Origin of the sequence: Citrobacter sp. Cpo065, from assembly GCF_030332805.1 — a bacterium.
GTDB classification, from domain to species: domain Bacteria; phylum Pseudomonadota; class Gammaproteobacteria; order Enterobacterales; family Enterobacteriaceae; genus Citrobacter; species Citrobacter portucalensis.
The window spans coordinates 230047-256655 of the sequence record NZ_JAOWHC010000019.1 but is presented as its reverse complement, the minus strand read 5'-3'; the positions used below and the strand labels follow the sequence as shown (position 1 = coordinate 256655).

The 26609-nt window shown below is 53.1% G+C and carries 25 protein-coding genes and 1 other annotated feature; of the genes, 8 read left to right on the top strand and 17 right to left on the bottom strand.

All coding sequences use genetic code 11. The features are described 5' to 3' along the window. Window positions 1–146: 146 nt before the first annotated feature. Window positions 147–551 carry a DUF2541 family protein gene (locus OGY68_RS01915; protein ID WP_057066993.1) on the top strand — a complete coding sequence of 135 codons (405 nt, stop codon included), beginning with the start codon at window positions 147–149 and terminating at the stop codon, window positions 549–551. Between the two features lie 364 nt (window positions 552–915). Beyond that, window positions 916–1482: an acetate uptake transporter gene (satP, locus tag OGY68_RS01910; RefSeq protein ID WP_003829744.1), complete on the top strand. Its 567-nt coding sequence runs from the start codon at window positions 916–918 to the stop codon at window positions 1480–1482. 34 nt (window positions 1483–1516) lie between these two features. On the opposite strand, the gene OGY68_RS01905 is transcribed toward satP, so the two are convergent. From OGY68_RS01905 to tal, 3 genes are all read right to left on the bottom strand, one after another. Beyond that, window positions 1517–2824 carry an MFS transporter gene (locus tag OGY68_RS01905; protein ID WP_003829746.1) on the bottom strand — a complete coding sequence of 436 codons (1308 nt, stop codon included), beginning with the start codon at window positions 2822–2824 and terminating at the stop codon, window positions 1517–1519. Between the two features lie 124 nt (window positions 2825–2948). Further along, complete coding sequence (gene mog, locus OGY68_RS01900) at window positions 2949–3536, bottom strand: molybdopterin adenylyltransferase (protein WP_003018973.1); 588 nt, start codon at window positions 3534–3536, stop codon at window positions 2949–2951. A 110-nt stretch (window positions 3537–3646) separates the two neighbouring features. Further along, on the bottom strand, window positions 3647–4600 hold the full coding sequence (gene tal / locus OGY68_RS01895; protein WP_003829752.1) for a transaldolase: 954 nt from the start codon (window positions 4598–4600) through the stop codon (window positions 3647–3649). Window positions 4601–4873: 273 nt separating this feature from the next. Between tal and OGY68_RS01890 the strand changes: the two genes are divergently transcribed. Further along, window positions 4874–6304 (top strand): alanine/glycine:cation symporter family protein, encoded by a 1431-nt coding sequence (locus tag OGY68_RS01890; RefSeq protein WP_057066996.1) that lies wholly within the window; start codon window positions 4874–4876, stop codon window positions 6302–6304. Between the two features lie 77 nt (window positions 6305–6381). Beyond that, the gene (gene yaaA, locus OGY68_RS01885) at window positions 6382–7155 is read left to right on the top strand and encodes a peroxide stress protein YaaA (RefSeq protein ID WP_032942329.1); all 774 of its coding nucleotides are present in this window, start codon (window positions 6382–6384) and stop codon (window positions 7153–7155) included. Between the two features lie 84 nt (window positions 7156–7239). Here the strand turns inward: yaaA and thrC are convergent, their stop codons facing one another. The 6 genes from thrC to yjjY form a co-directional block, all read right to left on the bottom strand. Next, entirely contained in the window at window positions 7240–8526 is a 1287-nt protein-coding gene (gene thrC, locus OGY68_RS01880) for a threonine synthase (protein WP_057066997.1), read from the bottom strand. A gap of 3 nt (window positions 8527–8529) precedes the next feature. Further along, window positions 8530–9459, bottom strand: a complete 930-nt coding sequence (gene thrB / locus OGY68_RS01875; protein ID WP_057067000.1) for a homoserine kinase — start codon at window positions 9457–9459, stop codon at window positions 8530–8532. Window position 9460: 1 nt separating this feature from the next. Beyond that, window positions 9461–11923, bottom strand: coding sequence for a bifunctional aspartate kinase/homoserine dehydrogenase I (gene thrA, locus OGY68_RS01870; RefSeq protein ID WP_057067002.1), 2463 nt, complete (start codon window positions 11921–11923; stop codon window positions 9461–9463). A 23-nt stretch (window positions 11924–11946) separates the two neighbouring features. Continuing rightward, window positions 11947–12073: a sequence feature (Thr leader region), on the bottom strand. Next, on the bottom strand, window positions 12003–12068 hold the full coding sequence (thrL, locus tag OGY68_RS01865; RefSeq protein WP_032337689.1) for a thr operon leader peptide: 66 nt from the start codon (window positions 12066–12068) through the stop codon (window positions 12003–12005). Its footprint overlaps the feature before it by 66 nt. Window positions 12074–12279: 206 nt before the next feature. Further along, entirely contained in the window at window positions 12280–12966 is a 687-nt protein-coding gene (locus tag OGY68_RS01860) for a tRNA/rRNA methyltransferase (RefSeq protein ID WP_003829762.1), read from the bottom strand. Between the two features lie 399 nt (window positions 12967–13365). Further along, window positions 13366–13506, bottom strand: a complete 141-nt coding sequence (yjjY, locus tag OGY68_RS01855) for a YjjY family protein (protein WP_042998021.1) — start codon at window positions 13504–13506, stop codon at window positions 13366–13368. Between the two features lie 95 nt (window positions 13507–13601). On the opposite strand from yjjY, the gene arcA reads away from it, so the two are divergent. After that, window positions 13602–14318: a two-component system response regulator ArcA gene (gene arcA, locus OGY68_RS01850; protein ID WP_001194359.1), complete on the top strand. Its 717-nt coding sequence runs from the start codon at window positions 13602–13604 to the stop codon at window positions 14316–14318. 60 nt (window positions 14319–14378) lie between these two features. Here the strand turns inward: arcA and creD are convergent, their stop codons facing one another. Genes creD through creA form a run of 4 tightly spaced genes read right to left on the bottom strand, consistent with a single transcriptional unit; the run spans window position 14379 to window position 18397 of the window. Further along, window positions 14379–15740: a cell envelope integrity protein CreD gene (gene creD, locus OGY68_RS01845; RefSeq protein ID WP_057067003.1), complete on the bottom strand. Its 1362-nt coding sequence runs from the start codon at window positions 15738–15740 to the stop codon at window positions 14379–14381. Between the two features lie 57 nt (window positions 15741–15797). Next, window positions 15798–17222 carry a two-component system sensor histidine kinase CreC gene (creC, locus tag OGY68_RS01840; protein WP_048214983.1) on the bottom strand — a complete coding sequence of 475 codons (1425 nt, stop codon included), beginning with the start codon at window positions 17220–17222 and terminating at the stop codon, window positions 15798–15800. After that, window positions 17222–17911 carry a two-component system response regulator CreB gene (gene creB / locus OGY68_RS01835; protein WP_008786140.1) on the bottom strand — a complete coding sequence of 230 codons (690 nt, stop codon included), beginning with the start codon at window positions 17909–17911 and terminating at the stop codon, window positions 17222–17224. Before creB ends, creC begins: the two co-directional genes overlap by 1 nt. A gap of 12 nt (window positions 17912–17923) precedes the next feature. Beyond that, window positions 17924–18397: a protein CreA gene (creA, locus tag OGY68_RS01830; protein ID WP_003018998.1), complete on the bottom strand. Its 474-nt coding sequence runs from the start codon at window positions 18395–18397 to the stop codon at window positions 17924–17926. Window positions 18398–18608: 211 nt separating this feature from the next. Between creA and robA the strand changes: the two genes are divergently transcribed. Then, complete coding sequence (gene robA, locus OGY68_RS01825) at window positions 18609–19478, top strand: MDR efflux pump AcrAB transcriptional activator RobA (protein WP_003829933.1); 870 nt, start codon at window positions 18609–18611, stop codon at window positions 19476–19478. Here the strand turns inward: robA and gpmB are convergent. Further along, window positions 19475–20122 (bottom strand): 2,3-diphosphoglycerate-dependent phosphoglycerate mutase GpmB, encoded by a 648-nt coding sequence (gene gpmB / locus OGY68_RS01820; RefSeq protein ID WP_003019006.1) that lies wholly within the window; start codon window positions 20120–20122, stop codon window positions 19475–19477. The two genes, robA and gpmB, sit on opposite strands and share 4 nt — an antisense overlap. A gap of 52 nt (window positions 20123–20174) precedes the next feature. Between gpmB and yjjX the strand changes: the two genes are divergently transcribed. After that, window positions 20175–20699, top strand: a complete 525-nt coding sequence (gene yjjX, locus OGY68_RS01815) for an inosine/xanthosine triphosphatase (protein ID WP_057067005.1) — start codon at window positions 20175–20177, stop codon at window positions 20697–20699. Between the two features lie 89 nt (window positions 20700–20788). Here the strand turns inward: yjjX and trpR are convergent, their stop codons facing one another. Together trpR and sltY are read right to left on the bottom strand one after the other, a co-directional pair. Beyond that, window positions 20789–21115 carry a trp operon repressor gene (gene trpR, locus OGY68_RS01810; RefSeq protein WP_032934222.1) on the bottom strand — a complete coding sequence of 109 codons (327 nt, stop codon included), beginning with the start codon at window positions 21113–21115 and terminating at the stop codon, window positions 20789–20791. Window positions 21116–21204: 89 nt separating this feature from the next. After that, window positions 21205–23142: a murein transglycosylase gene (gene sltY / locus OGY68_RS01805; RefSeq protein ID WP_057067007.1), complete on the bottom strand. Its 1938-nt coding sequence runs from the start codon at window positions 23140–23142 to the stop codon at window positions 21205–21207. A gap of 331 nt (window positions 23143–23473) precedes the next feature. Here sltY and ettA point away from each other — a divergent pair, with 331 nt between their 5' ends. Beyond that, window positions 23474–25141, top strand: a complete 1668-nt coding sequence (gene ettA, locus OGY68_RS01800) for an energy-dependent translational throttle protein EttA (protein WP_003829940.1) — start codon at window positions 23474–23476, stop codon at window positions 25139–25141. Between the two features lie 199 nt (window positions 25142–25340). Here the strand turns inward: ettA and nadR are convergent, their stop codons facing one another. Next, on the bottom strand, window positions 25341–26570 hold the full coding sequence (gene nadR, locus OGY68_RS01795; protein WP_003829942.1) for a multifunctional transcriptional regulator/nicotinamide-nucleotide adenylyltransferase/ribosylnicotinamide kinase NadR: 1230 nt from the start codon (window positions 26568–26570) through the stop codon (window positions 25341–25343). Window positions 26571–26609 lie beyond the last annotated feature (39 nt).

The window sequence follows — 26609 nt, the reverse complement described above, 5'->3', positions numbered from 1 at the left end:
TCAATTCACAAAACAAATCAAAACCAGCACGGCCATTCATGTGAAAATTGTAATAAAAAGAAAAGATTACGACCATGAAACGGTTTCCCGTCGGCGGTAAGATGGTCTGATGTCACACACTTTTACAGCCGTCAAAGAGAAATTCCATGAAATCCGTGTTAACCCTTTCCACCAGCCTGCTTATGGGCCTGCTGCTGAGCAGCGCCGCGCACGCTAACGATCATAAAGTTCTGGGTATGATTGCGATGCCCCGCAATGCAACCAACGACCTCACGCTGAGAATTCCCGTTTGCCGGGTGGTGAAGCGCATTCAGCTCACCGCCGATCGCGGCGATATTAAACTTAACGGCGCATCCGTCTACTTCAAAGCAGTACGCACTTCCAGCCAAAGCCTGAACGTCCCGTCATCCATTAAAGAGGGACAAACGACTAATTGGATCACTATTAATAGCGATAACGACAATAAACGTTGCGTGTCTAAAATCACCTTCTCAGGCCAGTCAGTAAACTCCTCTGACATGGCAACGCTGAAAGTTATTGGCGACGATTAATTCCGCACATTTTGATTCAGAAGCCATAGAAAACATGCGGGGCAGACACGCGGTTGATGTGAAAGCCTTTGATCTGGAATAACCACTGCCGCGCCCATGAAGCAGCGCCATCTGGCGATGGGTATTTCTCACCAGATCGTCCACCAAATCCCTCAGCTCCCGGCGGTACTTCAAATCGTCTGTCTTAGCAAAATGATCAACCACGCGTAAGCGTGATGCCCATCACAGGGAAAATAATTCATTTTCCCTTCGTTAGATCATAGACAGTGCCCTCTCCCCTGATTATCATGCCGCGCCCCGAAGACAGTGATCGTTATTTGGGTAAACTATTTCACCATTCAATCAATGATGATTTTGAGGAATTATGGGCAACACTAAGTTGGCTAATCCGGCACCGCTGGGCCTGATGGGCTTTGGCATGACCACCATTCTGCTTAACCTGCACAACGCGGGTTTCTTCGCCTTTGACGTTATTATTCTGGCGATGGGCATTTTCTACGGCGGTATCGCGCAAATATTTGCCGGTCTGCTGGAATATAAAAAAGGCAACACCTTCGGTTTAACCGCCTTTACCTCCTACGGTTCGTTCTGGCTGACGCTGGTTGCAATCCTGATCATGCCGAAAATGGGCCTGGCGGATGCAACCAATGGTCAGTTCCTGGGCGTATACCTGGGTTTGTGGGGCGTGTTTACACTGTTCATGTTCTTCGGCACGCTGAAAGCTAACCGCGCGTTGCAGTTTGTCTTCCTGAGCCTGACAGTGCTGTTCGCACTGCTGGCGGTCGGCAACATTGCAGGTAACGAAGCGATCATTCACGTTGCTGGCTGGATTGGCTTAGTGTGTGGCGCAAGCGCCATTTACCTGGCGATGGGTGAAGTGCTTAACGAACAGTTTGGCCGTACCATCCTGCCGATCGGTGAAGCGCACTAATCTGACGCTATCCCCCCAAACGGGGGGATATTCCTTACAAGCGCTGTAACTCTCCCTGCACGCTTGTATCGCGATGATAAATATCCTGTCGCAGCCAAATCCCCAGACCTAGCCCCACCAGCGATAACGCCAGCACATACCAGGCCGGAGCCATTGGCGACACGCTCATTAACATCGTCACGGCGATTGGCGTCAGACCACCAAAAATGGCGTACGACACGTTGTAAGAAAAGGAGATTCCGGTAAAGCGGACCTCCGCCGGAAACGCCCGCACCATCACATAAGGCACAGCCCCCACCACGCCAACGCACAACCCTACCAGCCCGTATAACAAGAACAAGTGCTGAGGATGGCTGCCGGTCAGATGATAGAAAAACCAGCTTGAACAGGCCAGCAGCAGGCTGCCGACAATAAAGGTTTTGCTGGCGCCGACCCGATCGACAATAAACCCGGCCAGCAGACAGCCGACACACAGCATAATGGTCGCGACACTGTTGGCTTGTAACGTCAACGCCGGTGCAAAACCATACTGCTTCTGCAACCAGACTGGCGACATCAGGATCACCACCACAATCCCGGCCGATAACAGCCAGGTCAGCAGCATGGAAATAACCACCGCTTTTTTATGTTTGCTCACCACCGACTTCACCGGTAGCTCTTGCGCCAGCGCTTTACGCTGCTGCATTTCGAGGAAGATGGGCGTTTCCTGCAACCAGCGACGCAGGTACATCGCCACCAGCCCAAACACGCCCCCCAGCAGGAACGGGATACGCCAGCCATAGTCATGCACAGCCTGTTGCGTCAGGCTGGTATTCACCAGCGTCGCAACCACCGATCCCAGCAGAATCCCCACCGTCAGCCCGGCGGTCAGCGTGCCACAGGCAATGCCGATGCGGCGCTCCGGTACGTGCTCTGCCACGAACACCCACGCGCCCGGCACTTCTCCGCCGATGGCAGCGCCTTGCAAAATGCGCATCAGGAGTAACAGCAGCGGCGCGAGGATCCCCATTGAGGCGTAGGTAGGCAAAAGACCAATCGCCAGCGTCGGTATCGCCATCAGCAAAATGCTCAGGGTGAACATTTTCTTACGCCCGACCAGATCGCCAAAGTGCGCCATGATGATGCCACCCAGTGGACGCGCCAGATATCCAGCGGCAAAAATGCCGAAGGTTTGCACCTGACGTAGCCATTCAGGAATGTCTGCCGGGAAGAAGAGTTCGCCAACAACAGCGGCAAAGAAGACGAAGATAATGAAATCATAAAACTCAAGCGCACCGCCGAGGGCAGCAAGCGTAAGAGTTTTATAATCCTGGCGATTCAGCGGTCGAGTGTGTTGTGACATAGCAAACCATGAGTCAGTGGAGTTATTGAATCTGTCTGTCGATATATGTAAAGCAAAAATTACTATATCGTAAACAATTCAATACTCCACTGTCATTGGCACTTATGTCACGATCGGGCTACTTTCAGGCGTTTGTATCGCGGATTGCGCTTTTAGGACGAAAAGATGCTACAACAGCCGGTGCGGTTTCCACATACGGCCCATCCAGTAACTGTATACAATACGGTACACTTGCAAAAATACCCGGCACGATAACCTTACCGTCGGCATCTTTCACGCCTTCCAGCGTTTCTTTGATCGATTTCGGCTGCCCTGGCAGATTCAGAATCAACGCCTGTTTGCGAATCACACCAACCTGGCGGGAGAGAATAGCCGTTGGCACAAAGTGCAGGCTTATCTGGCGCATCTGCTCGCCAAAGCCCGGCATCTGGCGGTCGGCTACGGCCAGCGTGGCATCAGGCGTTACATCGCGGCGGGCCGGACCCGTTCCGCCGGTAGTCAGCACCAGATGACAGCTCATTTCATCCACCAGCTCACATAAGGTCTGTTCGATGATCGCCTGTTCATCCGGGATCAGTCGCGTTTGCAGCTCAAAAGGGGTGGTAAGGGCAGATGCCAGCCACTCTTCAAGGGCCGGGATACCTTTATCCTGGTAAACGCCGCTGGAAGCACGGTCAGAAATGGAAACCAGGCCAATGCGTAAAGTATTCATGATTATTCCGTTTAAACAGTCTCGTTAAACAGAATGATACACTGCGAAGGGAAGGACAGACAGGTTTCAGAAGAGGTAGCGTGACCCATATCAGGGCCACGCATTAATGATTACAGCAGATCGCCGATCATTTTTTCCAGTTTACCCTGGTCTACAGCAAACTTACGGATACCGTCCGCCAGTTTGTCTACAGCCATCGGATCCTGGTTGTGCTGCCACAGGAACTCAGCTTCGGTGATGCGTGCAGGGCGCGCTTTCACTTCGCCAGAGAAGGACAGTTTACGTTCGATAGTGCCTTCGCTTTCCGCCAGTTCTTTCAGCAGTGCCGGAGCAATAGTCAGACGATCGCAGCCTGCCAGCTCAATGATTTCGCCGACGTTACGGAAGCTCGCACCCATCACCACGGTTTCGTAACCGTGCTGTTTGTAGTACTCATAGATTTCCGTTACGGAAACCACACCCGGATCTTCTGCCGGCGCATACTCTTTCTTGTCAGTGTTGGCTTTGTACCAGTCCAGAATACGACCAACAAACGGAGAAATCAGGTATACGCCAGCTTCTGCACATGCGCGCGCCTGCGCGAAGGAGAACAGCAGAGTCAGGTTACAGTTGATACCTTCTTTTTCCAGCTGCTCAGCGGCACGGATGCCCTGCCAGGTTGAAGCCAGTTTGATCAGAATGCGATCGTTGCTGATGCCAGCATCGTTGTACATTTTGATCAGACGTTTTGCTTTCGCGATGGACGCGTCGGTATCGTAAGACAGACGAGCGTCAACTTCAGTAGAGATACGGCCCGGGACCAGTTTCAGGATCTCCAGACCGATATTTACTGCCAGTTTGTCGGTCGCGTCGACGATCTGCTGTGCGCGGTCGTTGCTCTGCTGCTTAGCCCAGGCTACAGCGTCATCAATCAGCTTGCGGTATTCTGGGATCTGCGCTGCGTTAAGAATGAGAGAAGGGTTAGTTGTGGCATCCTGAGGCTGATACAGCTTCATTGCCGCGATGTCTCCGGTGTCGGCCACTACTGTGGTGAACTGACGAAGGGAGGTCAATTTGTCCGTCATGATAGCGATTCTCTTTAAACAGCTTGTTAGGGGGATGTAACCGATCTTCCCTGATGATAGCACGACGCACTCTCAGCGCAACCGCCTGGATTGTCCGACCCGCCGCTCAGCCCTGATTACGCATCTCACAGCTCGTGATGCGCAATTAAGGATATACCTATTGTTATGGTAAACTCCCGCAATCAATCACCTTATAAGGTATATACTGGTCGATAATTGGTAGCGCTTACACGGGATTATTCGCGCTTACCGGCATCAACAAGAGGGATGTTAATGCCTGATTTTTTCTCATTTATTAATGAAATACTCTGGGGATCGGTGATGATCTACCTCCTGCTTGGCGCAGGATGTTGGTTCACCTGGCGTACAGGGTTCGTGCAGTTCCGCTATATTCGCCAGTTTGGCAAAAGTCTTAAAAACAGCATCAGCCCGCAGCCGGGCGGTTTAACTTCTTTTCAGGCTCTGTGCACCAGTCTTGCCGCGCGCGTCGGTAGCGGAAATCTGGCGGGTGTGGCGTTGGCGATCGCTGCCGGCGGCGCGGGAGCCATTTTCTGGATGTGGGTCTCGGCGGTCATTGGTATGGCAACCTCATTCGCCGAATGTTCCCTTGCCCAGCTGTATAAAGAGCGCGACAGCAAGGGACAGTTTCGCGGCGGTCCTGCATGGTATATGGCCCGTGGATTGGGCATGCGCTGGATGGGCGTGCTGTTTGCCATCTTTTTACTCATTGCCTATGGCCTGATTTTTAACAGCGTGCAGGCAAACTCAGTCTCTCGTGCGTTGACCTTTGCTTTTGACATCCCTCCCCTCTTCTCCGGTATCGCACTGGCAATAGTGTCATTACTGGTCATCGTCGGCGGCATTAAAGGCGTTGCCCGCCTGATGCAATGGTTTGTTCCGATGATGGCGCTGCTGTGGATCGGTTGTAGCCTCGTCATCTGCCTTTGGCATTTCGGACAGCTCCCCGGCATTATCATGACCATCATAAAAAGCGCCTTTGGCTGGCAGGAAGCCGCGGCCGGTGCAGCCGGGTATACGCTAAGCCAGGCCATTGCCAGCGGTTTTCAGCGCGGTATGTTCTCTAATGAAGCCGGAATGGGCTCTACCCCGAACGCAGCCGCCTCGGCAGCATCCTGGCCGCCACACCCTGCAGCACAAGGCATTGTGCAAATGATTGGTGTATTGGGCGATACGCTAATTCTTTGTACGGCCAGCGCAATGATCATTTTACTGGCGGGTAATGGCACCACTTATGTGCCAATGGAAGGCATCCAGTTGCTGCAACGAGCCATGGTCTCGCTGACGGGTGAATGGGGGGCCGGATTCGTTGCCTTAATAGTGATTCTGTTTGCCTTTAGCTCTATCGTCGCCAACTACATTTATGCGGAAAACAACCTCATTTTCCTGAAACTGGACAATATCCGGGTTATCTGGTTATTACGTATTGCCACCGTTTGCACCGTCATTGGCGGTACGTTAATCAGTTTTCCGCTGGTCTGGCAACTTGCCGACATCATCATGGCCTGTATGGCCATTACTAACCTGACGGCGATTCTGCTGCTTTCTCCGGTTGTCCATACCATCGCCAGCGATTATCTGCGCCAGCGAAAACTCGGGGTGCGCCCGGAATTCGATCCGTGCCGTTATCCTGATATCAGACAACAGCTTGCGCCCGATAGCTGGGATGAAACGCCGCGCGAATAGCGCGGCAATCGCAACCATCGATCAATTCAGTCGTTTTTTTTGCTAAAGTCGCAGTAAATTTCCTGCAAGGACTGGATATGCTGATTCTGATTTCACCTGCAAAAACGCTCGACTACCAAAGCCCGCTGGCAACGACACGTCATACGCTGCCCGAGTTGCTGGATCACTCTCAGCAGCTTATTCACGTGGCACGCCAACTCTCTGCACCGCAGATTGGCAAGCTGATGGGGATTAGCGACAAGCTGGCGGATCTGAACGCCACCCGTTTCCATGACTGGCAGCCTGACTTCACACCGGACAATGCACGTCAGGCCATTCTGGCGTTTAAAGGCGACGTCTATACAGGGTTGCAGGCTGAAACCTTCAGCGAGGCGGATTTCGACTTCGCTCAACAGCATTTACGGATGCTGTCCGGGTTGTACGGCGTTTTGCGTCCGCTGGATTTGATGCAGCCTTACCGTCTGGAGATGGGCATTCGTCTGGCCAATGCGAAGGGTAAAGATCTCTACCAGTTCTGGGGAGATACCATCACCGATAAACTTAACGAAGCGCTGGAAGCGCAAGGCGACAGCGTGGTGATCAACCTCGCCTCGGATGAGTATTTTAAATCCGTGAAGCCGAAAAAACTCAACGCTGAGCTTATCAAACCGGTCTTCCTCGACGAGAAGAACGGCAAGTTTAAAGTCATCAGCTTCTATGCCAAAAAAGCGCGCGGCCTGATGAGTCGCTACATTATTGAGAACCGCTTAACGCAACCGGAACAGCTGACCGCATTTAACAGCGAAGGCTACTTCTTTGATGAAGAAGCATCAGGAAACGGAGAACTGGTGTTTAAACGCCACGAGCAATAGTAAAAAGGCCGGATGACGGCTAACGCCTTATCCGGCCTACAGGTTTTGTCGGCCCGCTATGCAAAGCGCCAGCGGGCGCAACCGTTAACCGCGGGTCATCATCAGCTTGCGCAGTTCAGCAAAATCAGCTGGCAGGTGATGAGAAAGCAGCGGCAGGTCCGCGCGTTCCGCCAGTTCTTTTGGCAACGCCAGCGTCAGGTCAAGAATCTCTTCAACGCTTTCTTTAAACTTCGCCGGATGCGCAGTACCAAGGAACAGGCCGTACTCGCCAGGATTCAGTTGGTCACGCAGCGCTCGGTAAGCCACCGCCGCATGCGGTTCTGAGGTGTAGCCTATCTCATGTAACTCACGCATCGTGTCCTGAGTTGTCGCATCGTCAACAGCGGCATAATCCAGCTCATTCAGACGCCAGATTTTACGGCGGAACAGTTCTTCCACGCGCGGCCAGTTGTTCGGCTGGCTGACATCCATCGCATTCGACAACGTTGCCTGGGTCGCTTTCGGCGCCCACTCACCTTCTGCAAGGAAACGCGGAACCGTATCGTTAACGTTAGTCGCCGCGATAAAACGCTTCACCGGCAAGCCCAGTGATTTCGCCAGCAGCCCGGCGGTCAGATCGCCAAAGTTACCGCTGGGAACGGAAATCACCAGTTGATTACGCGCCTCTTGCGGCAGTTGGGCCACAGCCTCAAAGTAGTAACAGATTTGCGCCAACAGACGGCTGATGTTAATTGAGTTAGCCGAGTTCAGTCCCAGGGCTACCTTCAGCTCTTCGTCATCAAACGCCTGTTTCACCAGCGCCTGGCAGGCATCAAAATCGCCATCAATCGCCACAGTTTCAATATTACCGCCCAGCGTACAGAACAGTTTTTCCTGTAATGGGCTGATCTTGCCGTTCGGGTAGAGGATCACCACGCGCACATTTTTCAGGCCATAAAAGGCATGCGCAACCGCCGCCCCGGTGTCTCCGGAGGTCGCCGTCAGAATCGTTACCGGTTTGTCGCCACTGATGTGCGTCAGCATCTGCGCCATAAAGCGCCCGCCAAAGTCTTTAAATGCAAGCGTAGGGCCGTGGAACAGTTCCAGACAGCCGACATCCGCGGCAACCTGGGCAACCGGAGCCGGAAAGGCAAATGCCGCACGCACGCGCTCTTCCAGAATTTCCTGAGGGATCTCATCACCAATAAATGCGGACAGGATCTTCGCGCTGCGGCTAACGAAGTCCTGGTTCAGCATCTCATCCACTTCTGTCAGATTGAATTCCGGTAGATCGTGCGGAAAAAACAATCCCTGATTCTTGCCCAGTCCTTGCGTAACAGCCTGTGCAAAGCTGACCTGTTCGTTGTGATCTTTCAGATTATACAGTTTCATTGATTATCCCAGTACCCGTGCGCCCGCCGTGTCCAGCCGGCAAATATGAACAAAGCCTTCCTGATTTTGTAGGTAATTTTTACCCAGCCAATCTGCTACGCGCTGTGCCGTATCCGGCTTATCGCACAAAGCGAACAGCGTCGGCCCTGACCCGGATATACCGCTGGCCAGCGCGCCAATTTCTGCGACCGCCTGACGCGCCTGGCTAAAGCCTGGCAGCAAGCGGGTACGATACGGCTCAGCAATGACATCTTTCATCAGCTTCGCGGCCAGAAGAGGCTGACGGGAATAGCAGGCATGGATGAATCCCGCCAGATGCCGCCCGTGAGCGATACAGTCCTGACGGCGATACTGCGCTGGGAGAATCGCCCGCGCTTCTGCCGTCGACACTTTAATCCCCGGATACGCCAGTACCCACAGCCACTCATCAAAGCCTGGCACCTGCTGGCTAATAATGCCGTTTTCTTCAATCATTAACTGCATGCCGCCCAAAAAGCACGGGGCGACGTTATCGTAATGAATACTGCCGGAGATACGCCCTTCCAGCTCGCCCATTATCGCTAACAGGCGCGTATCGTTGAGCGGCTTGCCGCAGTGTTCGTTCATAGCGACCAGCGCCGCCACGACGGAACAGGCACTGGAGCCTAACCCGGAACCAATCGGCATATTTTTTTCCAGCGTCATCGCCACCGGAACGGTTTTACCCAGCTCCTGGCAGAATCGCTCCCAACACTGGTAGACAATATTTTCACGTGGCTCGGACGGCAGTTTGTTGGCAAAGCGCCCAAGGTTGTTCAGGCTGAACTGGTCAGCCGACTCAACGGACACCACATCACCCAACAGCGAACCGTCCACCGGAGTTACCGCCGCACCGAGTACATCAAACCCGACGCTCATATTGGCACTGGAAGCCGGGGCATAAACTCTCACCATGTCAGACTCCTAACTTCCATGAAAGGGTGCGTAGCAGGTCGGCAAAGACGCCCGCCGCCGTCACATCGTTACCCGCGCCATATCCGCGCAGAACTAACGGTAACGGCTGATAGTAGTGGCTATAGAACGCCAGCGCGTTTTCACCGTTTTTCACTTTAAACAGCGGATCGTTGCCGTCTACTGCATCAATTTTCACGCGACAAACACCGTCCTCTTCGATATTGCCAACATAGCGCAATACTTTTCCCTCATCACGGGCTTTCGCCACGCGCGCGGCAAAGACGTCATCCAGCTGCGACAATTTCGCCATAAACGCGGAAACATCACCGGAGTCATCAAACTCTTTCGGCAGGACCGGCTCAATGACAATGTCAGAAAGCTCCAGCTCACGACCGGTTTCACGGGCCAGGATCAGCAGCTTACGCGCCACGTCCGTACCGGAAAGATCGTCACGCGGATCGGGTTCGGTATAGCCCATCTCACGCGCCAGGGTGGTGGCCTGCGAGAAGCTCATGCCTTCATCCAGCTTGCCGAAAATAAACGACAGTGAGCCAGAAAGGATGCCTGAAAAACGTTGCAGTTCATCACCTGCGCTGAGCAGATTTTGCAGGTTTTCAATAACCGGCAAGCCCGCGCCCACGTTGGTGTCGTACAGGAATTTACGACGAGACTTCGCGGCGGCAAAACGCAGCTGATGATAGTAATCCATCGACGACGTGTTGGCCTTTTTGTTCGGCGTAACCACGTGGAAGCCTTCACGCAAGAAGTCGGCATATTGATCCGCTACCGCCTGGCTTGACGTACAGTCGACAATCACCGGATTGAGCAGATGGTATTCTTTCACCAGACGAATTAAGCGCCCAAGGTTGAAAGGCTCTTTCGCGCTCTCCAGCTCCGACTGCCAGTTTTCCAGATTCAGACCGTGGACGTTGGTCAGCAGGGCCTTCGAGTTCGCCACGCCGCACACGCGCAGATCGATATGCTTCTTTTTGAGCCAGGTTTGCTGACGTTTAAGCTGCTCCAGCAGCGCACCGCCCACGCCGCCTACGCCAATCACAAACACTTCAATCACCTGGTCGGTGTTGAACAGCATCTGATGGGTAACGCGTACGCCGGTGGTCGCGTCATCGTTATTCACCACCACCGAAATAGAACGCTCAGACGAGCCCTGGGCGATCGCTACAATATTGATGTTCGCACGAGCCAGCGCGGCAAAGAACTTCGCCGAGATGCCGCGCAGGGTGCGCATACCATCGCCAACAACAGAGATGATGGCCAGACGCTCAGTCACCGCCAGCGGCTCCAGCAGGCCTTCTTTCAGCTCGAGGTAGAATTCATCCTGCATAGCGCGTTGTGCACGCGCGCAGTCGCCCTGCGGGACGCAGAAGCTGATGCTGTATTCAGAAGAGGATTGGGTGATCAGCACTACCGAGATGCCCGCACGCGACATTGCGGCAAAAACGCGCGCCGCCATGCCCACCATGCCTTTCATTCCAGGGCCGGAAACGCTAAACATCGCCATGTTATTGAGGTTAGAAATACCTTTTACCGGCAAATCATCGTCATCACTGCTGGCACCGATCAGCGTACCGGGCGCTTGCGGATTGCCGGTATTTTTAATCAGGCACGGGATCTGGAACTGGGCAATAGGGGTAATGGTGCGCGGGTGCAGCACTTTAGCGCCGAAGTAAGAAAGCTCCATCGCTTCCTGATAAGACATCGACTTAAGCAGTCGGGCGTCGGGTACCTGACGCGGATCGCAAGTATATACGCCGTCGACATCGGTCCAGATTTCACAACAATCGGCACGCAAACAGGCGGCCAGTACGGCGGCAGAGTAGTCAGAGCCATTACGCCCCAACACCACTAACTCACCTTTTTCATTTCCAGCGGTAAACCCTGCCATCAGAATCATGTGGTCCGCAGGAATACGGCTGGCGGCGATGCGGCGCGTAGATTCGGCGATATCAACGGTAGATTCGAGGTAATGGCCGACAGCCAGCAATTTCTCCACCGGGTCGATGACCGTTACGTTATGCCCGCGTGCTTCCAGCAGGCCGGCCATGATAGCAATCGACATTTTTTCACCACGGCAGATAAGCGCGGCATTGATACTGTCCGGGCACTGTCCCAGCAGGCTGATGCCGTGCAGGACGTGCTTAATCTGGGCAAATTCTTGTTCAACAAAGGCTTTGAGCGGAGCCAGGGGGAAACCCGGCTGTGCGGCGGCCAGACCCACCAGCAGTTCAGAGAAAATGCGTTCGGCGTCGCTGATGTTGGCTAAAGCATCCTGACCACCGATGGTCTTTTCAATCATCGCCACCAGATGGTTGGTAATTTTTGCGGGGGCAGAGAGTACGGTCGCGACCTGCCCCTGTCTGGCATTGCTTTCCAAAATATCGGCAACCCGCAGAAAGCGTTCTGCATTTGCCACTGATGTACCGCCGAACTTCAACACTCGCATGGTTTACCTCATTGCCTTTGGTCGAAAAAAAAGCCCGCACTGTTTAGGTGCGGGCTTTTTCTTGTGTTTCCTGTACGCGTCAGCCCGCACCGTTACCTGTGGTAATGGTGATGGTTGTGGTAATAGTGATGCTGATGCGTTTCATGATGTTGTGTGCTCTGTAATTATTATCTGTCTGTGCTGTATTCTTTTAGGGTTAAAGTATCTGCTGACCTAAGTCAATAAATTTTTAAATTGATCACATTCCGAAACTTGTTCACGAGCGACTGCTTGCCCTTTTACTTTCAACCAATACAGCATGTTGAGCCCACTTGAACCAAGAACAAAACACTACACAACAAAAATTGTTCAACATTTTATTTTGTGATGTTTTTTTCAATATCATGTAAAAAACGGTGCAACATTGCCGTGTCTCGCTGCCCCAACAGACCCATTCGCTGTTGCAACCAGTCCGTCAGCTTGATGTCGTCAGAAACGTTCAGCGTGGCTAATAAACGCAAAACGCGTGCGCGCAATGCCTGCAGCTGAAGCTCATCCGTCACCTCAACGTTTTTGGCCGGTTGTTGTATTAAACCTGCTAATTGATAGCAATACACCATCACCGCCTGCCCCAAATTGAGTGAAGGATAGTCAGCGACCATCGGTACACCAGTGAGTACATCTGCCAGCGCTAATTCTTCATTGGTCAGCCCCGAATCTTCACGACCAAACACCAGCGCTGCATGTTCCATCCACGTGGATTTCTCCTGTAACAGGGGAACCAGTTCGACCGGGGTGGCGTAATAATGGAACTTCGCCCGGCTACGCGCGGTGGTCGCAACGGTAAAATCAACGTCGTGAAGCGCATCGGCTAACGTTGGAAAAACGTTAATATTATCAATAATGTCGCCAGATCCATGCGCGACCCATCGCGTGGCGGGTTCCAGGTGCGCCTCGCTGTCAACGATACGTAATTGAGTGAATCCCATGGTCTTCATCGCACGGGCAGCCGCACCAATATTTTCCGCTCTGGCAGGGGCAACCAGAATAATTGTTAAACGCATTTCGATACTCTTTTTGGTCAGTCTGCAAGTAATAATGTGACGCACGTCAACATATTACGCAGCGCAAATTTACATTTTTTTAACAGAAGTCACTGAAAAAGGATTTCGCATCCGGTAAAAAATGCTAAACTATTTCCAAACTGTACTATTGCTTTTTATGTTAACAAAAGTTGTGTATCCCTCTGTTTATCCATGATAATTTATTTTAAAATGGATCGCATTGGTTGGATTCATTACATTTATTAATTAGCTCGTGCAACTAGTTGTAATATTGCAATTTTGTGATGAAAGCAAACATTTGGATACGTTGATTTCATCAAACTGTTAACGTGCTACAATTGAACTTGATATATGTCAACGAAGCGTAGTTTTATTGGGTGTCCGGCATGTCTTAGCCTGTTATGTTGCTGTTAAAATGGTTAGGATGACAGCCGTTTTTGACACTGTCGGGTCCAGAGGGAAACTACCCACGACCAAGCTAATGATGTTGTTGACGTTGATGGAAAGTGCATCAAGAACGCAATTACGTACTTTAGTCATGTTACGCCGATCATGTTAATTTACGGCATGCATCAGGCAGGTCAGGGACTTTTGTACTTCCTGTTTCGATTTAGTTGGCAATTTAGGTAGCAAACATGCAGACCCCGCACATTCTTATCGTTGAAGACGAGTTAGTAACACGCAACACGTTGAAAAGCATTTTCGAAGCAGAAGGCTATGATGTATTCGAAGCGACAGATGGCGCGGAAATGCATCAGATTCTCTCTGAATATGACATCAACCTTGTGATTATGGATATCAATCTGCCTGGGAAAAATGGCCTCCTGTTAGCGCGCGAACTTCGCGAACAAGCTAACGTTGCGCTGATGTTCCTGACGGGCCGTGATAACGAAGTCGATAAAATTCTCGGCCTCGAAATCGGCGCAGACGATTACATCACCAAGCCGTTTAACCCGCGCGAACTGACTATCCGTGCTCGTAACCTGCTGTCCCGTACCATGAACCTGGGTACTGTCAGCGAAGAACGCCGTAGCGTCGAAAGCTACAAGTTCAACGGCTGGGAGCTGGACATTAACAGCCGCTCTCTGATTGGTCCTGACGGCGAGCAGTATAAACTGCCACGCAGCGAATTCCGTGCAATGCTTCACTTCTGTGAGAATCCGGGCAAAATCCAGTCTCGCGCAGAACTGCTGAAAAAAATGACCGGTCGTGAACTGAAGCCGCATGACCGTACCGTTGACGTGACTATCCGCCGCATTCGTAAACATTTCGAATCTACGCCGGATACGCCAGAAATCATCGCCACCATTCACGGTGAAGGCTACCGTTTCTGCGGCGACCTGCAGGATTAATTCAATCCTCACAGGTAAAAAAACGGCGCGTTATGCGCCGTTTTTCATTTCCCCACCGCCCTATTTCCATAAGCGAAACTCGTCACTCTGCGCAGGCAGAGGCTCCGGAATTTCTGTCGGCTTTGGTTTTGACTGTGCCAGCGAGTGCCAGTCAAGATGACGCGTCAGGAACATCACGCCACACAACGCGACCAACAGCACGCCGGTTCCCAGCAGTAAAGAGCTGTCCTGTGAACGTAGCAGCACCCACATCACCCCATCCAACCCCAGCAGCGCCACGGTGAATAAAATACTGTTCCGCCAACTCTGTAATATCGCCTGCAGATACACCCCGTTCATTAACGCGCCTACCAGGCTTGCCGTAATCCACGCCGCCGTAAACCCAATGTGCTCAGACAATGCCAGCAGCAGCAGATAAAACATCACCAGCGATAGCCCCACCAGCAGATACTGCATCTGGTGCAGACGCAGGCTGGTCATACTTTCAAGCACGAAGAAAGACATAAAGGTCAGTACAATCAGCAGGATGGCATACTTGGTAGCCCTGTCCGTTAACTGATACTGATCCGCTGGCGTGGCGACGGCAACGCTAAATGCAGGCATTCCCTTCCAGCCAATCTTTTCGCCATCAAAGCGTTCGCCGAGGTTATTCGCGAACCAGCTGCTTTGCCACTGGGCCTTAAATCCTGACTCGCTTATTTCGCGCTTCGCCGGGAGGAAATCCCCCAGAAAATTGGGATGCGGCCAGTTGCTGGTTAAAGTCATTTCACTGTTACGGCCAACCGGAACAACGGAGAAATCTCCGGTTCCGCTCAAATTCAACGACAGCACCATGCTCAGGTTTTGCTCTGCCCAGCTCGCGTCAGGTAGCGGAATGTGGATCCCTTGAGCTCCTCCATCCAGCCCCGTCCCTGGCTCAACGGCCAGCGATTCCCCATTGACCTGCAGCGCTTGCACCACGCCGATCCCGCGCGCATCCCCCACGCCAACCACGATAAACGGTTTGCCGACGCTGACGTTGGGATGGTTTAAATCACGCAAGCGTTCAGCGTTAAACTCGGCCTTCACCGAGAGGTCATTGTGCCAGACCTGGCCTTCGTAAATACCTATTTTACGCGCTTCAACGTTCTGATTCCCCTCAACCACCAACGACTCCGGCAGCCAGAAATGGATATAGCTGCGCTTACGCTGGATCTGTTTGTCGCCTTCCAGCTCGATATACAGTTCCGTCACCGGGACGGCAATCAGCGGCCCGACCATCTTTTGCGGCCCGCTGGTGCTCTGACGAATAGCATCTTCGACTTCATCACGATAATCCGATCGCTCAACGATTATCTGCCTGACCATGGTCAGTGGAATTAACAGCAGTAATATGGCGCCGCCTAAGGTGACGATTTTCCAAAACAGGGGTGATTTAAACATAGCGTTCTCCTTTGCAATATCAGCAAGGTAGAACAGCTATGTGCGGAGAATTTGAAGTTATGTGAAGTGACGGTGAAGCGTAAACGAGGCCTGTGCACCGCCCTCTGGTCGGTTAGATAATGTCACCGTACCTTCATGCAGTCGTGCAACTTCACTGACAAACGCCAGCCCCAAACCGCTGCTCTTGTGTCCATTCTCGCGGGGCAGCGAGTAGAAGCGCTCAAAAATACGCGGCAACGCAAAATCAGGGATCCCGCTACCGCTGTCGGTAACCTGCAATGTGACCAGCTCCTCCTGCTGATGCGCGCTCAACGTAATCGTCCCGCCCTGTGGCGTGAAGTCGATAGCGTTGTCGAGCAAGTTCCCCAATGCCTGCTCCAGTAACGCGGGATCGGCAGCGACGCTAAGCGATGAAGGCAGAATGGTCAGCGTAATGTTTTTTGCCGCCAGCTGCACGCTACGCGCCTCTTTGAGCTGAGCAAAAAGCGTATCTACCTCCACCGCCGTCAACGTAATGTCCTGTCGATTCTCCAGTCGCGCCTGGCGCAGCAAAGTTTCGACCAGCGCCTGCATGCGCGCATTTTGCGTCAGAATATTATCGGTAAAACGCGCTACCACGTTTGGCGGCGGGCCTTCGCGCAATATCTCTGCCGCGCCACGAATGGCCGCCAGCGGACTTTTCAGCTCATGCGTTAACGCGTAGACATACTGCTCAATGTAGTTCTTGCCTTCGAGCTTCAGGCGCATACTTTCCAGCGCCTGCGCCAGTTTGCGTAACTCGCTGCTGCCTAAATCAGGCAGTGGGACGGGGCGATTCTCGGTAACGGAGTCGGCATAACGCGCCAGCCGGGCAATAGATCGGTTTATCCACCATACCATCCCGAAGCCAATCACCAGGGCAATACCCAGCAATACTGCGCTGGCCCACAGCATTCGCCGTTCACTGCGCTTAATCACCGGTGCCATCGCCGCATTTGGTTTGCCGACACTGAGCACACCGATAATACGACCACCATCTACGATCGGCGCGGCAACGTACATCACCGAGCTTTCCGGATCGTTCGGGTTTTGCGGCGTGCTGCGGGCGCCATACTGCCCACGCAGCGTTAACCACACATCGTTCCAGCGGGAGTAGTCCTGACCGACGGCCTGGTTAGCTGAATCAAACAACACCTTGCCCTGCGCGTCCGTCATGTAGACATGGTATTCATTACGCACTTTGTTAATGCCGCTGATGTTGGCATTAAATGGGCGGTTATGCAGCTGCGCAAATGCCTGCGCCAGCTTGCCGTTAGCCGGTGAGTCAGAGAGCACGTCATCACGCGCCAGTGCAGCCAGCAGCGTGGCGGTATCAATTAGAGTACCTTCGGTCGCCCGACGAACGCCTGGCTTAATTTCCTGCACAAAGATCGACAGAACAAACCAGGCGGCGACCGCGACAATCAGAAAATAGCCGAGCAGCAAACGCATGCCAATGCGCATCAGCAATTCCTCAGGCTGTATCCCATACCGCGATGTGTATTGATGGGGGAAAGCTCCGGATTGATAGCCCGCAGCTTGGCGCGCAGCGTTTTGATGTGAGTATCAACCGTTCTGTCAAAGGTATCCTGTGCGTCTGCCCAGACTAAATCCATCAGTTGCTGGCGAGAGTAAATACGTCCCGGCGACATCAGCAATGTTTTCAGCAGCAGGAATTCATAACGCGTCAGGTTCAACGGTATGCTGAACCAGGTAATCTGCGCGGCCAGCTCATTAAGTTCAAAATCCCCACAGCGTGTCATCGATGAAGGCGTGGAGAATTTTTGCACCCGCCGCAGCAGCGTACGCACACGAGCGCACACCTCGCGCGGCGAGAAAGGCTTGGCAACATAGTCATCTGCGCCAATTTCCAGCCCCAACAGGCGATCCACTTCATCGCTGCGCGCGGTCAGAAAGAGGATCGGCAACGCCGGGTGGCGTTCCAGTAAACGTCGGCACAGTTCAAAACCGCTGATATCCGGTAGCCCGACATCCAGAATGATGGCATCAGGGCATTGCTGGCGAGATTTCTCCAGCACTGGAAATCCGCGCTCAAACGCCTCTACGCTAAACCCTTCCTGTTGCAGCATGTAGATAAGCGTATCAGCGATTCCCTGCTCATCCTCAACCAACCAGATCAACGGCTGTTGCATTGTGCTTCCTTGTTATTGCCGCCACGGCATGATGGGTACCGCACTGATGGCATTTTTGGGCGATCCATCGACAACTTTATCTGAATACGCCAGATAGGCCAGCGCATTACGTTTCGCATCGTAAAAACGCACGACCTGTAAAGATTTAAACACCAGCGAGGTACGTTTCTTAAATACCACTTCGCCCTGAGCTTTACCGTTCTTGATTCTGTCGCTCAGTTCTACCGGCCCAACCTGCTGGCAAGAGATGGCGGCATCGGAAGTATCTTCCGCCAGCCCCAGTCCACCTTTGATGCCGCCGGTCTTCGCACGACTCACGTAACAGGTCACATTGGTAACATCCGGATCGTCAAACGCTTCGACCACAATTTTATGATCCGGCCCAAACATTTTGAACACTGTATCGACAGATCCAATCTGCTCCGCATGGGCGACCTGCGCCAACATCAGCAGAATTGAGGAAATGACTAAGCTCTTATATTTCATATTGTTACCATTCTTAAAAGTTGTTCTGCGTGATTATTAAACATTTTAAGATAAAATGTATACAGATCACAGGATTACAATAATCACGCTTTCGTATGTCCGAAAAAAGCACTTATGAGCAAAAAAAACACTGAATGCTAAAACAGCAAAAAATGCTATTATCCTCATACCTGACGTCAGGTACTCGTTGTTGAAAGGATGAGGATATTTTATGGATCAGGCTGGCATTATTCGCGACCTATTAATCTGGCTGGAAGGTCATCTGGATCAGCCTTTGTCGCTTGACAATGTGGCGGCAAAAGCGGGCTATTCCAAGTGGCACCTGCAGAGAATGTTTAAGGACGTGACGGGCCATGCTATTGGCGCCTATATCCGCGCCCGTCGTTTATCGAAATCCGCAGTGGCGCTGCGCCTGACTGCGCGTCCAATTCTGGATATTGCGCTGCAATATCGCTTCGACTCTCAACAAACTTTTACTCGCGCATTCAAGAAACAATTTTCCCAAACGCCTGCGCTGTATCGTCGCTCCCCGGAATGGAGCGCATTCGGTATTCGCCCACCAATGCGACTGGGGGAATTTACGATGCCTGCGCACGAGTTTGTCACCCTGGAAGATACGCAACTGCTCGGCACCACGCAAAGCTATTCCTGCTCGCTGGAACAGATTTCAGATTTCCGTCATGAAATGCGTATTCAGTTCTGGCGCGACTTCCTTGCTCAGGCTCCGGCGATCCCGCCAGTGCTGTACGGGCTTAACGAAACGCGTCCGAGCATTGAAAAAGATGACGAACAGGAAGTGTTTTACACCACAGCACTGACGCCGGAACAGGCCAATGGCTATGTGCCGTCGGCGCAGCCTATCCTGTTACAGGGTGGCGAGTACGTGATGTTTACCTACGAAGGGCTGGGAACCGGTGTGCAAGAGTTTATCCTGACGGTTTACGGCACATGCATGCCAATGCTGAACCTGACGCGCCGTAAAGGACAGGATATCGAGCGATACTACCCGGCAGAAGATGCCAAAGCGGGAGATCGCCCGATCAACCTGCGCTGCGAATTCCTGATTCCGATTCGCCGCTAGCGCTGCAGTTCATCCAACGCAGGGGCGTCCAGATGTGAGATGTCCCCTGCCGTTTCAACGACCCATCCCGGCGCCAGCCATAAGCTTTCCTGGTAATCAACTCGAGAAATAGAACAGTTGCGCAGACGCAAGCGACGTTCAGCCCATGCCGGTAATCCCAGAATTGTGCTCACCAGGCAACCCAGCGCGATACCGTGACTGACCAGCAGCGGACGACTTCCCGGCGGCAATTCCAGACAGGATGCCAGCGCCGCGTTGACGCGATCGCTCAATTCCTGCATCGATTCCCCTTCCGGGATACGACCATCCACCGTGCCGTTCACCAACTGGCGACGCCAGCCCTCTTCCTCTGGCGTCAGCGTATCGATGTGACGTTTTTCCAGCACTCCCATATTTAGCTCGCGCAGACGGGAGTCATAGGTGATATCACAGCCGCAGGCCTGGGCGATGATTTCTGCGGTGCGTCGTGTACGACCAAGATCGCTACTGATGACATGCGTAATACCAAACGAGCGGGCGCGTTCACCCACCTGCATGGCTTGTTGTTCACCTTTAGCGGTTAGTGGGCTGTCTGACTGGCCTTGAATACGTCGCTCGGCGTTCCACTGCGTTTCGCCATGGCGAACAAGGTATACCTGTAACATGCTTTTTTTCCGTTATACTGCGATGCGATGAATTTTCAAACTGAGCTTAATTATGCACAAGGTTATCTCTGCGACCACCAATCCTGCCAAAATTCAGGCAATTCTGCGGGCATTTGAAGAGATTTTCGGGGAAGGATCCTGCCATATTGAACCCGTCGCCGTCGAGAGTGGCGTGCCGGAACAACCTTTCGGAAACCAGGAAACGCGCACTGGCGCACGAAATCGCGTTGATAACGCTCGCCGCCTGCACCCGCAGGCTGATTTCTGGGTCGCCATTGAAGCAGGAATTGACGACGATGCCACCTTCAGTTGGGTGGTGATTGATAACGGCATTCAGCGCGGTGAAGCCCGTTCAGCAACGCTGCCATTGCCGACTGTCATTCTCGACAGAGTCCGTAAAGGTGAAGCGCTCGGCCCGGTGATGTCGGACTATACGGGTATTGATGAAATTGGCCGTAAAGAAGGCGCAATCGGCGTTTTTACCGCGGGCAAGCTGACGCGCTCAAGCGTCTATCACCAGGCGGTGATTCTGGCGCTCAGCCCGTTTCATAACGCGATATACGATGAGTCATTGTAATTTGTAGGCCTGATAAGCGTAGCGCCATCAGGCAAGCAGCGCGCACCATTGCCGGATGGCGGCTTCGCCTTATCCGGCCTACGAGAAAATCAGACACTTTTCAGCAACACCTGCTCCAGCCACTGACGCAAATCCACCGGTGCGGATTTGAGGCTGTTCGACCCCCGCGTAATAGTGGCAATCCCCGCCCCGAGCTCGTTTTTAAGCTCACGCTGGCTCATCTCGCCGCGCAGCAGCTCTTCAATGATACGCACACGCGTGCCCAACGCTTCACGCTCATCCGGCGTTAACATCAAATTGAGCAGCGGCAGGTGTAAATCTTGTTCGTAGGCGTGTTTAAGCAGATCGACAAAACGTAACCACTCCTGGTGACGTTGTTCTGCCATCTCTGCTGAATAGGGTGATTGCTGAGTCATAAGATATCGCCATCGTTGCGGGGGAAGCGTGCTTGCTTCCCCCTTTTGTACTCTTTAACGAGTACGATAGCATAACACAATCGACACGATCAGTAACGACGTTGCCATTCTGCGTCGCTCATCAACTCCGGTTTATCGCCGAGGAAATAGCGATAGTACGCATCATAAGCCAGCACATTCTTCACGTAACCACGCGTCTCTGAGAATGGAATACTTTCGACAAACGCCACAGCATCAATGCGGCCAGCGCTATTGCCAAGCCAGGTGCGAACGCGTCCCGGACCGGCGTTATAGGCTGCCGACGCAAAGATGCGGTTATTGCCGAATTGCTGATATACGTACTGCAAATAGCTGGTACCAATGTTGATGTTGGTATCAGGATCCAGTAGCTGGCTCGGACTGCTGTAACCTGGAATCGAGAACATTTTCACCGTATGCGTCGCCGTGCCCGGCATAATCTGCATCAGCCCGCTGGCGCCGACCGGTGATTTCACTTTCGGGTTCCAGGCGCTTTCCTGACGCGCTATCGCCATCGCATAACTTGGCTGAATATCCTTGCCGCTGGTGTAACGGGTAAACAGATCTTTATAGGCCAATGGGAAGCGCTCTTCCAGATGATCCCACAGCTTACCGGCGATCGTCGCCTGAACGCTCAGATCCCACCAGTGATTGTTGAACGCGTAACGCGCCAACTGAGCCTGCTCGGACTTGGTACGGCTGGTAACCAGATTCGCCCATTCACTGCGCGCGGTATTATCCATGTTCCAGTACATTAGCTCGCGTACACGTGCCATTTCTGGCCCCTGAGTCAGCGCAGAATCAACGTTCGCTGGCGCTTTATCCACTTTCAGCTCGTACTCTTCGCCCAGCCGCTGTGCCGCCACCATCGGATAGAAACCACGCTGCTGCATGAGCTGGTGTAGGATCTCTTTGGCTTCCGCATCACGTCCGCGCTCCAGCAGCAGATCAGCCTGCCAGTAGCGCCACTCGTCTTTTTCTTTTGCTTCCATTGGCAGACGCGCCAGCCACGTATTCAGGCCACGACGATCGCCGGTTCCCAGCGCCATGCGCACGCGACGCTCCACAAGCGAGGTGGAATTGGAGCGCATAATCGCATCATCACGCCATTTGGCCTGCTCGTCGGTGACGTCATTGCCCATCAGACGCCAGGCAACAATATCGCGTAGCTCCTGGGTTTGCTCGTCATTAAGCTGTTGCGCCTGTACCAGGGACGGGATCATCAGGCGGGCGTTTTCCACATCCTGACGCGCCACGCTGGCAAAGGCGACCGCCGCCATCTGTCGGGTGAAATCCGTGGCACCAGTGGTGCGAGCAAAAGTCATCACCGAATTCGGATCGTTGGCCAGCGAGATGATCGCAGAGGCAATGGTTTGGTATTGTGCGGGCATCTGTCCGGCCAGCGCCGTCACCAGACCGGTATTCCCGGCTTTCATCGCCAGACGAATACGCTCCAGATACGCCAGCGGATCCTGAGTGCCTGAGGCGCGCCATACGCCAAATAATTTGTCACAGGCGTTCGGCTGACTTTTCCCGGTCAACCACAGTTCTTTCGCGCCCTGCCAGGCTTCTTCGGTTTGCCCGGTACTCCATTTCGCGAAGTAATAGTTACATTGCGCTTCCGTGGTACCCGGTTTTTCCGGGCTGAACGCCAGCAGTCCGCGCCAGTCTTCGCGGCGCGCCAGTTCATTCACGAAACGCGATTGCAGCGTACGCGCAGGGGGCAGTGTCGGATTGGCACGCACAAAATTGGTAACGGTAATGGTGGGCTGATTCATCAGATCGTCAGTGATCTGACGATATTCCAGATACGGGTACAGAGGATAGTTCTTCAGGCCGGGCATCATCTGCTCTACGACATCCATCTGTCGGTTGTCCCAGGCTTGCTTGATTTGCGCATAACGATTGCGCTGCTCATCCAGGGAGTCGGCTCGCGCCACCTGACTTACCGTCAGCAGACATACGCTGGCTGCCAGCAGGCGCCAGGTAAATTGATTGGCTTTGTCCACAAGCTCTTCCTCTTCTCATGTTACGTCTGTGCAGCATCATGCCGCTTAATTAATTCATGCTAACCAGACATTGCAGAATGCGCCACGTCACGGACACTTTTTTACTTTTGTTGCGAGTGGGATCTGCTGGCTGGGATTGGGCAATGAAAAAGGCTACACTTCGCCTTTGATAACTATTTACCAATAATTAGCCCTAAATAATTCAAGTTGCAGCAAGGCGGCGAGGAAGTGAATCCCCTGAGCGTACAAAAGTACGTGACTGGGGTGAACGACACAGCCAACGCATCTGCGGCTTGAAGTATGACGGGATAAACATAGAGGCGAGTCCAACGTGGCCCAATTCGTTTATACCATGCATCGTGTCGGCAAAGTCGTTCCGCCGAAACGTCATATTCTTAAAAACATCTCACTGAGCTTCTTCCCTGGCGCCAAAATCGGTGTTCTCGGTCTGAACGGTGCGGGTAAATCTACCCTGCTGCGCATCATGGCCGGTATTGATACCGATATCGAAGGTGAAGCTCGCCCACAGCCAGGCATTAAAATCGGTTACCTGCCGCAGGAACCAAAACTGAACCCAGAACATACCGTTCGTGAATCCGTTGAAGAAGCGGTTGCCGAAGTGGTTAGTGCACTGAAAGGTCTGGATGAAGTTTACGCCAAGTACGCCGAGCCGGACGCCGACTTCGATAAACTGGCCGCACAACAGGGCAAGTTTGAAGAAATTATCCAGGCGCACGACGGCCATAACCTGAACGTGCAGCTTGAGCGTGCCGCTGACGCCCTGCGTCTGCCGGACTGGGACGCTAAAATTGAGAATCTCTCCGGTGGTGAACGCCGCCGCGTTGCGCTGTGCCGCCTGCTGCTGGAAAAACCAGACATGCTGCTGCTCGACGAACCGACCAACCACCTGGATGCGGAATCCGTCGCGTGGCTGGAACGCTTCCTGCACGATTTCGAAGGCACCGTAGTGGCGATTACCCACGACCGTTACTTCCTCGACAACGTTGCGGGCTGGATCCTGGAGCTGGACCGTGGTGAAGGTATTCCGTGGGAAGGTAACTACTCTTCCTGGCTGGAGCAGAAAGATCAGCGTCTGGCCCAGGAAGCCTCTCAGGAAGCGGCTCGCCGTAAATCCATTGAGAAAGAGCTGGAGTGGGTGCGTCAGGGCGCTAAAGGTCGTCAGTCTAAGGGCAAAGCCCGTCTGGCACGCTTTGAAGAGCTGAACAACACCGAATACCAGAAACGTAACGAAACCAACGAACTGTTTATTCCACCTGGAGCACGTCTGGGCGATAAAGTCGTTGAAGTCACCAATCTGCGTAAATCCTACGGCGATCGCGTTTTGATCGACGATCTAAGTTTCTCCGTACCGAAAGGCGCAATTGTCGGCATCATCGGTCCGAACGGCGCGGGTAAATCTACCCTGTTCCGTATGATGTCCGGTCAGGAACAGCCTGACAGCGGCACCATCACGCTGGGTGAAACCGTCAAACTGGCCTCCGTTGACCAGTTCCGTGACGCCATGGACAACAGCAAAACCGTGTGGGAAGAAGTTTCCGGCGGGCTGGATATCATGCGAATCGGCAACACCGAGATGCCAAGCCGTGCCTACGTGGGCCGCTTCAACTTCAAAGGTGTGGATCAGGGCAAACGCGTCGGCGAGCTGTCCGGTGGTGAGCGTGGTCGTCTGCACCTGGCGAAGCTGCTGCAGGTTGGCGGCAACATGCTGCTGCTCGATGAACCAACCAACGACCTGGATATCGAAACCCTGCGCGCGCTGGAAAACGCCCTACTGGAATTCCCGGGCTGCGCGATGGTTATCTCGCACGACCGTTGGTTCCTCGACCGTATCGCCACCCACATTCTGGATTACCAGGATGAAGGTAAGGTTGAGTTCTTCGAAGGTAACTTTACCGAATACGAAGAGTACAAGAAACGTACGCTGGGCGCCGATGCGCTGGAGCCGAAACGTATTAAGTACAAGCGTATTTCTAAGTAATTAGCGTTAAGTGCCGGATGGCGGCGTTACGCCTTATCCGGCCTACGAGGTTAGTGCGACTTGTAGGTCGGATAAGCGCAGCGCCATCCTGTCTATGAGGTTAGTGCGACTTGTAGGCCGGATAAGCGCAGCGCCATCCTGTCTATGAGGTTAGTGCGACTTGTAGGCCGGATAAGCGCAGCGCATCCGGCATTAAAACCTAACGCTGCTCGCCCATCAACTCTTTCACCAGCTCCACGCAGCGCAGGAAGCGGCCGTCGTAGTCAGGCTCCTGAACGTGCACGAAATTGATATTGTTTTCCTGCAGCATCTCGACCAGCAGCGTCTGAAACGCTTTTCTGTCAACTGAGCTTCCAAGGCTGCGTAAGCCATCCGCCACCCACGGGGTGTTGTTTTCCAACAGAATCACCAGGTCGAAGCGATACTCATCAATAAGCGCTTGCACAAACGGATGTTCACGCCCTTCATACTTTTTACAGAAGGCCTGAGTGGTTACGAAATCGGTGTCGATGAACGCCACTTTATTTGCGTACTTAACAGCAAAGTCAATGTATTGCGCTTGTCCTAAGGCGATTTTATCGTAGTCAGAATACTGCAACGCCATCTCATCGCCGCCCAAATGGGAGAAGACATAATCACGCCCGTATTCCCACGCACTGGTGGTATTAAAAATATTGGCGAGCTTGTTCACCAGCGTCGATTTACCGCTCGACTCCCCGCCGAGGATCGCCACGGTGCGCACGAAAAACGGCTTCACTTCGGTCGGAATGTACTCCCAGTAGCGAAACGGGTTTTCACGGATTTGCCCGCCGCTGATGCTCATGAACGTCCGCTTAGGATCCACCAGCACGGTTTCGATCCCCAAATGTTCGAGATACTGCGGGGCATCTGATTCTTCAGAGGTGTAGATCCAGTTTGGCTGGATCCCTTTCTCCTGCATAAACGTTTTGATCCCGTTGCTCCACACGTCCCAGCCGTGCGGATACGGCTCCATGCCTTCTTCGTTGAAGGCATGAATACGGATATTTTTCTGATACTTAAAGGTTTGCAACAGCCAGCGTAAACGATCGGGCACCGTAGGCTGTTGCGACATGGCACTGTCTTCAAACAGGCTGCGATCGCGCGTGTCGTCATAACCCATGATGATATGCAGTTCATCGACCTGACTACAGGCGCGCTGGATAAGATAGATATGGCCGGTGTGCAGCGGATAAAACTTGCCGAATACCACACCGATATTTTTCTGCTGGCGCGGAAACTCCAGACCGAGAAAGCGGTGCAACGCCTCCAGCTTCTGCGCGCTGGGGCTTTTGATTTTGGCATTCAGCAGTTGGCTTAGGTATCCCTTGGTCATGCCACTGGCATCCGCCACCTGTTGCAGGGTACAGCCCTTTTGCTTTATGGCGGTTTTCAGATATTCAAATGACACAAGAGCCTCCTGCTGGAAAAATCGCGTAACACTGCCTGA